Here is a 14,539-nt window from a genome sequence, read left to right as displayed (position 1 = left end):
ACGCCAGTACGACCTTCGGGTTTGGAACACGTCTTGCCGGGGGAGACTGCACATGCACGCTGTTGGGTCCTGAGGGACCGGATCTTCTGCTTCGGCAGATGGACTGAACCTCAGGGCCTTTTCTTGTCTCGCAGCAGCGAGGCGCGGAAGGGTACCGCCCGTACTTTGAGAACTACACAGTGGACGCGAGCATCTTAGATTCAGGACTTTGTCCTGGATCACAAAGATCAACAAGCACTTTCGAGTGCTAGTAGATCATTGGTCAATTTTTCTAACGAAAGATCGATTCAAACTCATGTGATTTCAAGTTTCTAAGAGCAAACGGTGGATGCCTTGGCATCTGGAGCCGAAGAAGGACGTATAAATCTGCGATAAGCCTCGGGGAGCTGATAATAGAGCTTTGATCCGAGGATTTCCGAATGGGGAAACCCCGCTGGGCCCGCAAGGTGACCCAGTGACTCCCGCCTGAATATATAGGGCGGGTAGAGGGAACGTGGGGAAGTGAAACATCTCAGTACCCACAGGAAGAGAAAGCAAAAGCGATTCCGTTAGTAGTGGCGAGCGAAACCGGAAGAGGCTAAACCGATCATGTGTGATAGCCGGCAGGCGTTGCATGGTCGGGGTTGCGGGACTTTTCTGCTGATTCTGCCGAACAGCGAGCGTTACAACGCAATATAGACGAATGGCATTGAAAGGCCAGTCATAGAGGGTGCCAACCCCGTAGTCGAAATGTTGCAATGGCGCGAAGAGTATCCCAAGTAGCACGGGGCCCGAGAAATCCCGTGTGAATCTGTCAGGACCACCTGATAAGCCTAAATACTCCCAGATGACCGATAGCGGACAAGTACCGTGAGGGAAAGGTGAAAAGTACCCCGGGAGGGGAGTGAAATAGTACCTGAAACCGTTTGCTTACAAACCGTTGGAGCACCCTTGTTGGTGTGACAGCGTGCCTTTTGAAGAATGAGCCTGCGAGTTAGTGATATGTGGCGAGGTTAACCCGTGAGGGGCAGCCGTAGCGAAAGCGAGTCTTAATAGGGCGAATCAGTCGCATGTTCTAGACCCGAAGCGAAGTGATCTATCCATGGCCAGGTTGAAGCGACGGTAAGACGTCGTGGAGGACCGAACCCACTTCAGTTGAAAATGGAGGGGATGAGCTGTGGATAGGGGTGAAAGGCCAATCAAACTTCGTGATAGCTGGTTCTCTCCGAAATGCATTTAGGTGCAGCGTTGCGTGTTTCTTGCCGGAGGTAGAGCTACTGGATAGCCGATGGGCCCCAAAAGGTTACTGACGTTAGCCAAACTCCGAATGCCGGTAAGTGAGAGCGCAGCAGTGAGACGGTGGGGGATAAGCTTCATCGTCGAGAGGGAAACAACCCAGACCACCAAATAAGGTCCCTAAGCGCGTGCTAAGTGGGAAAGGATGTGGAGTTGCACAGACAACCAGGAGGTTGGCTTAGAAGCAGCCACCCTTGAAAGAGTGCGTAATAGCTCACTGGTCAAGTGATTCCGCGCCGACAATGTAACGGGGCTCAAGCACGCCACCGAATTTGTGGCATTTATGTTAGTGACAGGCCTTCGTGGTCCAGTCGCATAGATGGGTAGGAGAGCGTCGTGTGGCGAGTGAAGCGGCGGTGTAAACCAGCCGTGGACGCCACACGAGTGAGAATGCAGGCATGAGTAGCGAAAGACGGGTGAGAAACCCGTCCTCCGAAAGACCAAGGGTTCCAGGGCCAGGTTAATCCGCCCTGGGTAAGTCGGGACCTAAGGCGAGGCCGACAGGCGTAGTCGATGGACAACGGGTTGATATTCCCGTACTGACGAAGAACCGCCCAAGCCAATCCAGTAGTGCTAAGAGTCCTAACCCGGACAGATGGATCCCTTCGGGGTGAAGCAGTCCGGTCTAACGCTCGAACCCGTCTGGTGCGGTTAGCGTATTAACAGGTGTGACGCAGGAAGGTAGCTGAGCCGGGCGATGGTTGTCCCGGTCTAAGGATGTAGGGCAGAAGATAGGCAAATCCGTCTTCTATATAGCCTGAGACCCGATGGGTAGTCCTCACGGACGAAATCAGTGATCCTATGCTGCCAAGAAAAGCATCGACGCGAGGTTCCAGTCACCCGTACCCCAAACCGACTCAGGTGGTCAGGTAGAGAATACCAAGGAGATCGAGAGAATCGTGGTTAAGGAACTCGGCAAAATGCCCCCGTAACTTCGGGAGAAGGGGGGCCTGAGGCGTGAAGGGATTTACTCCTGGAGCGTTTGAAGGCCGCAGAGACCAGTGGGAAGCGACTGTTTACTAAAAACACAGGTCCGTGCCAAGTCGCAAGACGATGTATACGGACTGACGCCTGCCCGGTGCTGGAAGGTTAAGAGGAACGGTTAGCCGCAAGGCGAAGCTGAGAATTTAAGCCCCAGTAAACGGCGGTGGTAACTATAACCATCCTAAGGTAGCGAAATTCCTTGTCGGGTAAGTTCCGACCTGCACGAATGGCGTAACGACTTCCCAGCTGTCTCAACCGCGAACTCGGCGAAATTGCACTACGAGTAAAGATGCTCGTTACGCGCAGCAGGACGGAAAGACCCCGTGACCTTTACTACAGCTTGGTATTGGTGTTCGGTGTGGCTTGTGTAGGATAGGTGGGAGACTTTGAAGCTTGGACGCTAGTTCAGGTGGAGTCATTGTTGAAATACCACTCTGGTCACTCTGGATATCTAACTTCGAACCGTAATCCGGTTCAGGGACAGTGCCTGGTGGGTAGTTTAACTGGGGCGGTTGCCTCCTAAAAAGTAACGGAGGCGCCCAAAGGTTCCCTCAATCTGGTTGGCAATCAGATGGCGAGTGTAAGTGCACAAGGGAGCTTGACTGTGAGACTGACAAGTCGAGCAGGGACGAAAGTCGGGACTAGTGATCCGGCAGTGGCTTGTGGAAGCGCTGTCGCTCAACGGATAAAAGGTACCTCGGGGATAACAGGCTGATCTTGCCCAAGAGTCCATATCGACGGCATGGTTTGGCACCTCGATGTCGGCTCGTCGCATCCTGGGGCTGGAGTAGGTCCCAAGGGTTGGGCTGTTCGCCCATTAAAGCGGTACGCGAGCTGGGTTTAGAACGTCGTGAGACAGTTCGGTCCCTATCCGCTGCGCGCGTAGGAAATTTGAAAGGATCTGACCCTAGTACGAGAGGACCGGGTTGGACGAACCTCTGGTGTGTCAGTTGTTCCGCCAGGAGCACCGCTGATTAGCTACGTTCGGGATGGATAACCGCTGAAAGCATCTAAGCGGGAAGCCGGCCTTGAGATGAGATTTCCATACCTTCGGGTGAGAGGCTCCCAGCTAGACTACTGGGTTGATAGGCAGGATGTGGAAGCGAGGACTAAAGACTCGTGGAGCTGACCTGTACTAATAAGCCGATAACTTGATAATCACTACACTCATACATGTTGTAAGGCTGGTATGAGTGGCCTAGATTGCTTGCGTCCACTATGTGGTTCTCGATGTACGGTCGAGAACTGAACAAATCAGCACTCTGCTAGTTGAGCTGCTGGTTGTTCGATTCACTTTGATACATCAATAGTGTTTCGGCGGCCATAGCGAGAGGGAAACGCCCGGTCACATTCCGAACCCGGAAGCTAAGACTCTCTGCGCCGATGGTACTGCAAGGGGGACCTTGTGGGAGAGTAGGACACCGCCGGACTTCTTTGTGAAATGGCCACCCAGTGATGGGTGGCCATTTTGCGTTAAGTCCGGGTTCTAGCCGCCGAATGAGTGCCTGAGGAGGGTCCACGTGACTGACAACGACGAGGAGAAGTCGCGCGACGACGCGCGGTCGAAGCGTGGGGACAACGACCGCCGTCCACCGAAGAAGGACTCCTCACCGAAGAGGGCGTCGGGAGATCGGCCTGCTCGTCCGCACGGCAGTCGGCCCGTTCGGAGTGGGGATTCGGAGAAGCGCCCGTTCGCCCCGCGCCGTGACAGCAGTTCACGGCCCGAGCGCGGTGCGCGGCCTGAGCGTGCCGGCCGGCCCGAGGGTGGTGGCCGGCCTGAGCGTGCCGGTCGGCCCGAGCGTGGCGGCCGGCCCGAGCGCCCGGGCGGCGCCGACCGCGCAGGCCGGCCCGACCGCGGCCGCGGCGACGAGCGTCGGTTGTGGACGAAGGATGGGAAGCCGGCACGGAACGACAAGAGTGCGGCCCGGTTCGAGCGGCCGCCGCTGACCGAGGAGGAGCTGCGTGCGCGTGAACTGCGCGCCGTGCGTCCTCGCCATGACGATCCCGCCATCCCCGCCGATGTCACGGGTCGCGACCTGGACAAGGTGGCGCGGAACGAGCTGAAGACGCTCAACAAGGAGAATGCCGAGGAGGTCGCGCGGCACCTGGTGATGGCTGGACGCCTCATCGACGAGGATCCCGCACTGGCGCACCAGCACGCGCTCTCGGCCGCCCGGCGGGCTGGTCGCATCGCTGTCGTGCGCGAGACGCTCGCCATCACCGCCTACGCCACCGGCGATTTCGCACTCGCGCTGCGGGAGCTCAGAACCTATCGGCGCATCTCCGGGTCGAACGAACAACTCGCCCTGATGATCGACAGCGAGCGGGGGATGGGCCGGCCCGAACGTGCGCTCGAAGAGGGACGCGCGGTTCTGCGGTCGACGCTCTCGGTGCCGTCGCAGGTGGCCGTCGCGATCGCGATGTCCGGTGCGCGACTCGACCTCGGTCAGACGGAGGCCGCACTCACGGAGCTCGAGATCCCGCAGCTGAAGCCCGACGTCGCGTACTCCTACAGTCCCGCGTTGTTCGACGCCTACGCCGAGGTGCTGGCCGAACTCGGGCAGGACGAGGAGTCCGCGCGCTGGCGCGAGCGGGCAGAGCGTGCCGACATCGCACTGGGCGGCGATGCGGATGACACCATCGAGGTTTTCGAGGAAGAGGACGATGAGTCTGTTCAGGCCGAAGAGGACTGATTCGGTGTTGCCGCTCGACGGTGTCGACGCCGTACTGGCCGATCTCGACGGGGTGGTCTACCAAGGGCCGGAGCCCATTCCCCATGCGGTCGACGCGCTGTCGCGCGTCTCGACCGAGGGTCTCCGCACGGGTTACATCACGAACAACGCCTCGCGCACCGACGCGCAGGTCGCCGAGCACCTGAGCGGCTTCGGCCTGAGCGTCGCCCCCGCCGACGTGGTGACCTCGCCGCAGGCCGCGATGCGTGTCATGCGCACCCTCATCGAGCCCGGTGCGACGGTGCTCGTCGTGGGCGGGGTCGGTCTCGTCACCGAGGTGGAGAAGGCCGGGTTCGTGGTGACCCGGCAGGCATCCGATCATCCGGCCGCCGTGGTGCAGGGCTTCGCGCCGGAGGTGGGCTGGACCCAGCTCGCCGAGGCCAGCTTCGCGCTGCATGACCCGAGCGTGCACTGGGTGGCCACCAACACCGACTGGACCATCCCGGTCGCGGGCGGGATCGCCCCCGGCAACGGCACCCTCGTGTCGGCCGTGCACACCGCCGTCGGGCGACTGCCGGTGGTGGCGGGCAAACCCGAGTCACCCATCTTCGAGGTGGCGCTGGAGCGCTTCGGTGCCTCGCACGCGGCCTTCATCGGAGACCGGCTCGACACCGACACACTGGGCGCCAAGCGTGCCGGGCTCCGCGCCATCCACGTGCTCACCGGGATCGACCGGGCGAAGCAGCTGCTGGCGGCGCCGCAGGGGTCGCGGCCGGACTTCATCCTGGCCGACCTGCGGCAACTGTTCGAGCCCTACCCGGTCACCCAGACGTCGAAGGACGGCTCCGAGACGTCGGTGGGGGCATCCGTGGTGCGGATGAAGGGGCACGTGGTGCGCGTGGTCACGGCCGGCGACTCCACCACCGACCTCGTGCGCGCCGGTTGCGCGGCGATCTGGAACTCGGGGTTGTCGATCCATGCACTCGACGTCGACCCGGCGCTCTACAGCTGAGTCGCGCCGCCCGCTACGGTGTCGGATGCGCGGGGTACGCTGAACGGGTGAACACCGACGACGCCGACAACGAGGCCGCTCTGGTTCCGCGGCTGCGCCTGATCGAAGAGCAGCCGCTCGACCAGCGCGCGATGGCCTACGCACAGGTGCACGACGAATTGAAGGCCCGCCTCGAGGGCGGAGACGCGTCGCCGTCGGATGGGTAGCGTCCGCCTCGACGCCGCTGTGGCAGCTCGCGGCCTTGCCCGGTCGCGTACCCACGCTGCGCGGCTCATCGCCAACGGGTACGTGCGGGTGGACGGCACCCCGCAGGTGAAAGCATCGTTCCCGGTGGCCGAGGGGCAGGTCGTGACCGTCGACGCGGTCGACCGGTATGTGAGCCGAGGCGCCAACAAGCTCATCGCCGCCCTCGACGCGTTCCCTGAGGTGCGCGTCGACGGTGTGCTGGCGCTCGATGCCGGGGCCTCGACGGGCGGGTTCACCCAGGTGCTGCTGGAGCGCGGCGCCGCGCGGGTGATCGCGGTCGACGTGGGGCACGGGCAGCTCGATCCGATCATCGCTCGTGATCCCCGGGTTGTGTCGGTGGAGGGCTTCAACCTCCGCTTCGCGACGGCCGAGACGTTGGCCGGGGCATCCGGGATCCACGAGCCGGTCGACCTCGTGGTGGCCGACCTCTCGTTCATCTCGCTCGGGCTCGTGCTCGAGCCGCTGCTGGCGCTCGCCCGCCCGGGGGCCGACTTAGTGCTGCTGGTGAAGCCGCAGTTCGAGGTGGGGCGTACCGGGGTCAAAGAGGGCATCGTGAAGAACGCCGCACTGCGGGCGGATGCGGTGTCGAACGTGCTCTGGGCCGCCCACGATCTCGGGTTGTCCACAGCCGGGATCATTCCATCCCCAATTGCGGGCGGAGCCGGGAATCTGGAGTACCTGGTCTGGTTCAATCGGGATGTCGGTTCCCATCCGACAGAATGGTTGGGACGAGTCACCGAGATGACAGGAGCGTGATGCGTGTCTGCTGAGCGATACATGCTGGTCGTTCTGCACACCGGGCGTCACGACTCCGTGTCGGCTGCGCAGAGCGTGTGCGAGCAGCTGCGCGCCGCGGGCGTCACTCCGGTGATCGCGCCGCTCGACGACAACGACCGCGGGGGTGCGCTCGCCGATCTGGGGCCGTTCGAGACGCTCGGTGACGGCGTGACCGTGTTCGACCTCGAACTCGTGATCGTGCTGGGCGGCGACGGCACGATCCTGCGTGCCGCGGAACTGGTGCGCGGGTCGACGGTGCCCCTGCTCGGCGTGAACCTCGGTCACGTCGGGTTCCTCGCCGAGAGCGATCGCGATGACCTCACCGAGACGGTCAACCGTGCCCTCGGCCGCGACTACCTGGTCGAGGAGCGGATGACGCTGTCGGTGCGGGTGAAGGTCGACTCCGAGGTGGTGTACGAGACCTGGGCGCTGAACGAGGCGACGGTCGAGAAGGCGAGCCGGGAGCGGATGCTCGAGGTCGTGATCGAGGTGGACGGCCGCCCGTTGTCGAGCTTCGGCTGCGACGGGGTGGTGATGTCGACACCCACCGGGTCGACCGCCTACTCCTTCTCGGCCGGCGGGCCCGTGGTGTGGCCGAGTCTCGATGCGCTCCTCATGGTGCCGCTCAGCCCGCACGCCCTGTTCGCCCGGCCGCTCGTGGTGGGGCCCGACTCCGCGCTCGCGGTGGAAGTGCTCGACCGCACGCAGGGCGGGGCGGTGCTCTGGGCCGATGGTCGGCGCATGTTCGACCTGCCGAAGGGTGCCCGGGTGGTGGTGCGGCGCTCGCCGACGCCCGTGCGGCTCGCCCGGCTGCACCTGGCGCCGTTCACCGATCGCCTCGTACGCAAGTTCAACCTGCCCGTGAACGGGTGGAGAGGGCCGATCGACCGTGATTGACGAACTGGCCATCAGAGACCTCGGTGTGATCGGTGAGGCCAGCCTCCCGCTCGGGCCGGGCTTCACGGCCGTGACCGGGGAGACCGGAGCGGGCAAGACCATGGTGGTGTCGGCGCTCGGCCTCCTCTTCGGTCAGCGTGCCGACACGGGTTCGGTGCGGTCGGGTGCAGCGCAGGCCTGGATCGAGGGTCGCATCCTGGTCGACCGGGCCGGGCCCGTGGCCGAGCGGGTGCGGGAGGTCGGCGGCGACATCGACGACGCGGGCGGCGATGGCGAGGGCGAGCTCATCCTGTCCCGTTCGGTCTCGGCCGAGGGCCGCAGCCGTGCGGTGGTCGGCGGCCGATCGGCGCCGATCAGTGTGCTCGCCGAGCTCGGCGATGCGCTCGTGGTGGTGCACGGGCAATCCGATCAGCTCCGGTTGAAGAGCCAGAGCGCGCAGCGCGGCGCGCTCGACAGCTTCGCCGGGGCCGAGCTCGCGGAGCGGTTGAGCGAGTATCGCAGCCTCTACGAGTCGTGGCAGGCGCACCGGTCGGAGATCGAGGAGCTCGTCACCGAGCGATCGTCGCGGTTGCGGGAGGCCGAGCAGTTGCGCGCAGCCATCGACGAGATCAGCGCTGTCGCGCCGGTCGAGGGCGAGGATGTGGAGCTCAGCGATCTGGCCGGCCGGCTGACCAACCTCGAAGGCCTCCGCCTGGCCGCAGCCGAAGCACGCGAGAACGTGTCGAGCGAATCGGGCGACCTGCCCGACACGGTCGGCCTGATCGACGCGGCACGGCGGAGCCTCGAGCGGGTCGCCCACCACGACACGGCGCTGACGCCGATCGTCGAGGCGCTGGCGAACGCGAGCTTCATCGTCTCCGACATCTCGACGCAGCTGGCGAGCTACGTGGCGAGCCTCGAGACCGACGAAGTGGGCGAGCTCGACCGGGTGCAGGAGCGGCGCGCCCAGCTGACGGTGCTGATGCGCAAGTACGGCCCCGAGCTCGCCGATGTGATCGCGTTCGCCGCCCAGGCCGAGCCGCGGCTGCTGGAACTCGACTCCGACTCCGACCGCATCGAGCAGCTCTCGGCGCTGGTCGACGACGAGGTCGCCGAGCTCACCCGCCTGGCCGGCGAGCTGACCGCGCTGCGGCGCGCCGCGGGGGAGTCGCTCTCCGCCGCGGTCACCGACGAACTCGCCGCGCTGGCCATGCCCAACGCCCGCTTCGTGGTCGACGTGCAGGAGCGCGAAGAACTCGGCTCGACCGGTCGTGACCAGGTGCAGTTCTTGCTGCGCGCGCACGAGGGCAGCGAGCCGCGGCCCCTGAACCGGGGCGCCTCCGGTGGTGAGCTCTCGCGCGTGATGCTCGCGATCGAGGTGGTGCTCGCGGCGGCCGATCCGGTGCCCACCTTCGTCTTCGACGAGGTGGATGCCGGTGTGGGCGGAGCCTCGGCGATCGAGATCGGGCGGAGGCTGGCCGCTTTGGCGCGCACCTCGCAGGTGATCGTGGTCACCCACCTGGCGCAGGTGGCGGCCTTCGCGACGAATCACCTCCGGGTCGAGAAGGATCAGGACGGACCGGTGACCGCGAGCAACGTGGTGCAGCTCGCGGGCGACGAGCGTCTGGCCGAGATGGCACGACTGCTGTCGGGCCTGCCCGACTCGGAGTCGGGGCTCGCTCACGCGGCCGAATTGCTCGCCACGGCGAGGAGCCTGGCTGTGCCACACTGAGATCCTTCGGGGGAGGAAGGAGGCACCGCGATGGCCCGGTTGACGAACACTGAGCTGGCGGCGCTGGTGCAGCAGCTGCAGGAGGAGAACGAGCGTCTGCGGGCCGAGGTTCAGGTGGCCGAGACCGCGCCGGCGGTGAGCGCCGACCTGGGCGCCCCTGCCGCCCGTCGCCGGCGCGGGCGTGGGCGCACCGTCGCATCCGTCGCGCTCGTGGTGATCGGGCTGGTGCTGGCACCGGTGGCTGTCGCTGCCGACTGGGCCGAGAGTCAGCTCGCCGACACCGAGGCCTTCGTCGGCACCTTCGCGCCGCTTGCACAGGACCCGGCGGTGCGCGCATTCGTGATCGACGAGGTGATGACCGCGGTCGAGCAGCAGGTCGACTTCGAGCAGACGACGAGCGACGTGTTCGACGCGGTCGATCAGCTCGGCCTGCCGCCCAAGGCGTCGGCTGCGCTCGGCGCGCTCAAACGGCCCGCGGCGCTCGGGCTGCAATCGCTCGCGACCACCGTCGTGACCCAGTTCGTGGAGTCTCCCGCCTTCGCGGACATCTGGGCGCAGGCACTTCGGGTCAGCCACCAGCAGCTGGTGGCGGCCATGACGAACGACCCGTCGGCAGCGCTGTCGATCTCCTCCTCCGGGGAGCTCGCGGTGCAGCTCGGGCCGATCATCCAGGCCGTGAAGCAGGCGATGGTCGACCAGGGCCTCAGTTTCGCCGACGCCATCCCCGCGGTCGACGTGAGCATCGTGGTGGCGAAATCGGACAGCTTCGGGCAGCTCACCCTCGCCTACGGCCTCGCCGTCAGCCTCGGCATGTGGTTGCCGTGGATCGCGCTCGCCTTCCTGGCGGCCGGGGTCGCTGCCGCGAAGCGACGCACCGTCACGCTCTTCTGGACCGGGCTCGCGCTCGGAGTGGTGATGGTGCTGCTCGGCATCGCGCTGCGGATCGGCAATCTCGTGACCGTCGCGTCCATCGCGCCGCGCTACGTGCCGATCGACGCCGCGGGCGTCATCTACGACACGGTGACCTCGACCATCGCGAGCACGGTGACGGCGCTGGCGGTGCTCGCGTTCACGGTGATGGTGATCGCCTGGGCGGTCGGGCCGTTCCGGCCGGCACCGGCGCTCCGGCGCGCGTTCGGTGACGCGGCGACGAGACTGCGGGCGGCCGGCGACGAGCGCGGCATCTCGACCGGCGCGTTCGGACGCGTGCTCGGCAAGCAGCGCGTGCTGATCGAGGCGCTGATCGGTGTGGCTGCCGCCGCCCTCATCCTCTTCGTGCGGCCGCTGTCGACCGGGCAGATCATCTGGACGGCGGTCGTCGCCGTCGTGCTGCTGCTTCTCGTCGAAGTGCTGCAGCGACCGGCACCGCCCGAGATCGTGGTGGTGGAGCTGGCGGAGGACGACATCGACGCACCGGTCCCGTGAACGACAGCACACCCTCACACCACTGTTAGGATGGAATTCCGTGGAAGATGCTCATGACGCGGACCGAACGAATCACGACTCGAAGCTGACGAAGCACATCTTCGTCACCGGGGGTGTCGTCTCCTCTCTGGGCAAGGGCCTCACCGCCGCCAGCCTCGGTAATCTGCTCACCGCGCGTGGGCTGCGGGTGGTGATGCAGAAGCTCGACCCCTACCTCAACGTCGACCCGGGAACGATGAACCCGTTCCAGCACGGTGAGGTCTTCGTGACCGACGACGGCGCCGAGACCGATCTCGACATCGGGCACTACGAGCGGTTCCTCGACATCAACCTCAACCAGGCCGCGAACGTGACCACGGGGCAGATCTACTCCAGCGTCATCGCCAAGGAGCGGCGCGGCGAGTACCTCGGTGACACGGTGCAGGTCATCCCGCACATCACCGACGAGATCAAGCGCCGGATGCGGCTGCAGGCGCACGACGCCTCGCGCCCCGATGTGATCATCACCGAGATCGGCGGAACGGTGGGCGACATCGAGTCGCAGCCGTTCATCGAGTCCGCTCGCCAGGTGCGCCACGAGCTCGGCCGCAAGAACGTGTTCTTCGTGCACGTGTCGCTGGTGCCGTTCATGAACGCCTCGGGCGAGCAGAAGACCAAGCCCACGCAGCACTCCGTCGCCGCCCTCCGCTCCATCGGCATCCAGCCGGATGCGCTGGTGCTGCGGAGCGACCGGCCCGTCTCCGAGGGCAACAAGCGCAAGATCGCGCTGATGTGCGACGTCGACGAGCAGGCCGTGGTGAACGCGATCGACGTGCCCTCGATCTACGACATCCCGACGATGCTGCACGAGCAGGGGCTCGACGCGTACATCGTCGACCACCTCGACCTCACCGGCAAGGCGACCGAGGTCGACTGGTCGGGCTGGCAGCCGCTGCTCGACGCGGTGCACGAGCCCAAGCACGAGGTGACGATCGGGCTGGTCGGCAAGTACATCGACTTGCCCGACGCGTACCTCTCGGTGACGGAGGCGCTGCGCGCCGGCGGATTCGGCCACCGCACCAAGGTGAAGATCAAGTGGATCCCCTCGGACAACTGCGAGACGCCCGAGGGTGCGGCTCGCGAGCTCACGGGTGTGGACGGCGTCGACGGCATCCTGGTGCCCGGCGGATTCGGCGTGCGCGGCATCGAGGGCAAGCTCGGTGCGCTGCGCTTCGCCCGCGAGAACAAGATCCCGGCGCTCGGCATCTGCCTGGGCCTGCAGTGCATGGTGATCGAGTACGCCCGCAACGTGGTGGGGCTGCCCGGCGCCTCGTCGAGCGAGTTCGACCCCGACACCGAGTTCCCGGTGATCGCCACCATGGCCGAGCAGGTCGACATCATCGCCGGCGGCGACCTCGGCGGCACCATGCGGCTGGGTCTCTACGAAGCCGACCTGGCCCCGGGCTCGATCGTCGAGGAGGTGTACGGGGCCGCCAGCGCCGCCGAACGCCACCGGCACCGCTACGAGGTGAACAACAAGTACCGCGACCAGATCGCCGACGCCGGCCTCTGGTTCTCGGGGCTCTCGCCCGACGGGCACCTGGTGGAGTACGTCGAGCTGCCGCGCGACGTGCACCCCTACTACGTGGCGACCCAGGCGCACCCGGAGCTGCGCTCGCGGCCGAGCCGCCCGCATCCGTTGTTCAGCGGACTCGTCGCGGCTGCGCTCGAGCGCCAGGAGGCGACCCGGCTGTTCCCGGTGCAGGATGCCGATGCCTGAGCAGCAGGGCGACCTGCGCGAGCCGGAACTCGTCGACGAGATCACGGAGGCCCCGGTCTCCTCCAGCGAGATCGTGTTCGGCGGCTACATCTGGGATGTGCGGCGCGAAGGCTTCGAGTACGGCGGCGATACCCTGCGCCGTGACTTCGTCGACCACCCGGGTGCGGTGGCGATTCTGGCGCTCGACGACGCGGACCGGGTGCTCCTCATCAAGCAGTACCGGCATCCGGTGCGCCGACGGGAGTGGGAGGTGCCGGCAGGACTCCTCGACGAGCCGGCGGAGTCGCCGCTGGACGCCGCTCGGCGGGAGCTGGCCGAGGAGGTCGACCTCGAGGCCACCACGTGGAACGTGCTCGTCGACTACGTCACGACGCCCGGTGGCAACAACGAGGCCATCCGCATCTACGTCGCCCGGGCACTCCGCGAGCTGGACGCGTTCGAACGCTCCGGCGAGGAAGCCGACATGGAGAAGCGCTGGGTGAGCCTGGATGACGCGCTCGACGCGGTGCTGGCCAGCCGGGTGCAGAATCCGTCGCTCGTGATCGGGGTGCTGGCTGCGCATGCCTCGCGGGCGCGCGGCTGGTCGACGCTCCGGCCCGCCGACGACGCGTGGCCCGAGCATCCTCGATTCCGGGCCGTGGGCGACCGCTCGCGAGGCGACGAGTAGGCCGAGCCGATGGCTCAGGGGGCCGCGCAGCGAGCGGGGGCGGGGACGGCGCCGAAGCCCGGATCGACCGGCATCGACCGGGCGGTCGACGGGTTCCTCCGTCACATCACGGTGGAGCGCGGCCTCGCCGCCAATACCGTCACCGCCTATCGCCGCGACCTCGGGCGCTACGCCGCCTGGCTGCGTTCCCGAGGCATCGACGACGTCGCGGCCGTGGGCGAGGGCGACATCAGCGCCTTCGCCCAGGCCGCCCGCACGGCCGACGAGGGGGAACTCAGTTCGTCGTCGATCGCGCGCATCCTCTCCTCGGTGCGCAGCTTCCACCGCTACCTCGCCGAGGAAGGCCTGGTCGACACGGATGCCGCGCGCGAGGTGAAACCGCCGAAGCTCGCGTTGCGGCTGCCGAAGGCCATCTCGATCGAGCAGATGGACCGCCTGCTCACCGCCACCGGCGGCGACGACCCGGTCTCGCTCCGCGACCGGGCGCTGCTCGAGCTGCTCTACGCGACCGGGGCGCGCATCTCGGAGATCGTCGACCTCAACGTCGACGATGTGCAGGACGGCGACATCGTGCGGGTGACCGGCAAGGGCAGCAAGCAGCGGATCGTGCCCGTGGGCCGCTTCGCGCGCGCTGCCCTCGATGCCTATCTGGTGCGGGTGCGGCCGTTGTTCTCGGTGCGCGGGCCGTCGACACCAGCGCTGTTCCTCGGCATCCGGGGCCAGCGGCTGAGCCGCCAGGCGGCGTGGCTCGTCATCCAGAGCGCCGCCGAGCGGGCGAAGCTCGAGACGCACATCTCGCCGCACACCTTCCGGCACTCGTTCGCGACGCACCTGCTGCAGGGCGGCGCCGACGTGCGGGTGGTGCAGGACCTCCTCGGCCACTCCTCGGTGACCACCACGCAGCTCTACACGCACGTGACCGCCGACACGCTCATCGACATGTACCAGACCGCGCATCCGCGCGCCCGCTGAGCAGACGGGGCCCGGACGGTTACAATCGTTCAAGCCCTGCCGGGATGGCGGGCAGGAACGAGGAGCGACTTCGGTGCCGACCAGGAACGTGAGAACGGCGAAGACGACGCGGAACAACGACACGACGAGCGACGAGCTCGCC

The 14,539-nt window shown here is 65.9% G+C and carries 10 protein-coding genes and 2 rRNA genes; all 12 read left to right on the top strand.

Annotation, left to right across the window (positions count from 1 at the left end; genetic code table 11):
- Window positions 1–301: 301 nt before the first annotated feature.
- A 23S ribosomal RNA gene (locus AC3WLB_RS10490) occupies window positions 302–3,418 on the top strand.
- 154 nt (window positions 3,419–3,572) lie between these two features.
- A 5S ribosomal RNA gene (rrf, locus tag AC3WLB_RS10485) occupies window positions 3,573–3,689 on the top strand.
- Window positions 3,690–3,779: 90 nt separating this feature from the next.
- On the top strand, window positions 3,780–4,952 hold the full coding sequence (locus AC3WLB_RS10480) for a tetratricopeptide repeat protein (protein ID WP_492505718.1): 1,173 nt from the start codon (window positions 3,780–3,782) through the stop codon (window positions 4,950–4,952).
- The gene (locus tag AC3WLB_RS10475; protein ID WP_492505716.1) at window positions 4,924–5,943 is read left to right on the top strand and encodes an HAD-IIA family hydrolase; all 1,020 of its coding nucleotides are present in this window, start codon (window positions 4,924–4,926) and stop codon (window positions 5,941–5,943) included. The genes AC3WLB_RS10480 and AC3WLB_RS10475 overlap by 29 nt, the downstream gene beginning before the upstream one ends.
- Before the next feature lie 47 nt (window positions 5,944–5,990).
- Window positions 5,991–6,149 carry a hypothetical protein gene (locus tag AC3WLB_RS10470; protein WP_492505714.1) on the top strand — a complete coding sequence of 53 codons (159 nt, stop codon included), beginning with the start codon at window positions 5,991–5,993 and terminating at the stop codon, window positions 6,147–6,149.
- Window positions 6,142–6,945: a TlyA family RNA methyltransferase gene (locus tag AC3WLB_RS10465; RefSeq protein WP_492505712.1), complete on the top strand. Its 804-nt coding sequence runs from the start codon at window positions 6,142–6,144 to the stop codon at window positions 6,943–6,945. Before AC3WLB_RS10470 ends, AC3WLB_RS10465 begins: the two co-directional genes overlap by 8 nt.
- Before the next feature lie 3 nt (window positions 6,946–6,948).
- Window positions 6,949–7,863 carry an NAD kinase gene (locus tag AC3WLB_RS10460; protein WP_022898849.1) on the top strand — a complete coding sequence of 305 codons (915 nt, stop codon included), beginning with the start codon at window positions 6,949–6,951 and terminating at the stop codon, window positions 7,861–7,863.
- Entirely contained in the window at window positions 7,856–9,574 is a 1,719-nt protein-coding gene (gene recN / locus AC3WLB_RS10455) for a DNA repair protein RecN (protein ID WP_492505710.1), read from the top strand. The genes AC3WLB_RS10460 and recN overlap by 8 nt, the downstream gene beginning before the upstream one ends.
- 30 nt (window positions 9,575–9,604) lie before the next feature.
- Window positions 9,605–10,999, top strand: a complete 1,395-nt coding sequence (locus AC3WLB_RS10450; protein ID WP_492505708.1) for a hypothetical protein — start codon at window positions 9,605–9,607, stop codon at window positions 10,997–10,999.
- A gap of 40 nt (window positions 11,000–11,039) precedes the next feature.
- The gene (pyrG, locus tag AC3WLB_RS10445; protein WP_022898846.1) at window positions 11,040–12,758 is read left to right on the top strand and encodes a CTP synthase; all 1,719 of its coding nucleotides are present in this window, start codon (window positions 11,040–11,042) and stop codon (window positions 12,756–12,758) included.
- Window positions 12,751–13,425 carry an NUDIX domain-containing protein gene (locus AC3WLB_RS10440; RefSeq protein WP_492505705.1) on the top strand — a complete coding sequence of 225 codons (675 nt, stop codon included), beginning with the start codon at window positions 12,751–12,753 and terminating at the stop codon, window positions 13,423–13,425. The genes pyrG and AC3WLB_RS10440 overlap by 8 nt, the downstream gene beginning before the upstream one ends.
- A 9-nt stretch (window positions 13,426–13,434) precedes the next feature.
- Window positions 13,435–14,397 (top strand): site-specific tyrosine recombinase XerD, encoded by a 963-nt coding sequence (gene xerD, locus AC3WLB_RS10435; RefSeq protein WP_492505703.1) that lies wholly within the window; start codon window positions 13,435–13,437, stop codon window positions 14,395–14,397.
- The last annotated feature ends 142 nt before the right edge of the window (window positions 14,398–14,539 follow it).

Source organism: Herbiconiux sp. FW305-C-125 (assembly GCF_058783455.1).
Note: the sequence above shows the minus strand (reverse complement) of the source record. Positions and strands in the feature narration are given on the sequence as shown.

What these genes read in the sequence shown, in the direction of transcription:
- AC3WLB_RS10475 (WP_492505716.1), top strand. Translation starts at nt 4,924, where the DNA reads ATGAGTCTGTTCAGGCCGAAGAGGACTGATTCGGTGTTGCCGCTCGAC.
- xerD (WP_492505703.1), top strand. Translation starts at nt 13,435, where the DNA reads ATGGCTCAGGGGGCCGCGCAGCGAGCGGGGGCGGGGACGGCGCCGAAG.
- AC3WLB_RS10450 (WP_492505708.1), top strand. Translation starts at nt 9,605, where the DNA reads ATGGCCCGGTTGACGAACACTGAGCTGGCGGCGCTGGTGCAGCAGCTG.
- AC3WLB_RS10465 (WP_492505712.1), top strand. Translation starts at nt 6,142, where the DNA reads ATGGGTAGCGTCCGCCTCGACGCCGCTGTGGCAGCTCGCGGCCTTGCC.
- AC3WLB_RS10440 (WP_492505705.1), top strand. Translation starts at nt 12,751, where the DNA reads ATGCCTGAGCAGCAGGGCGACCTGCGCGAGCCGGAACTCGTCGACGAG.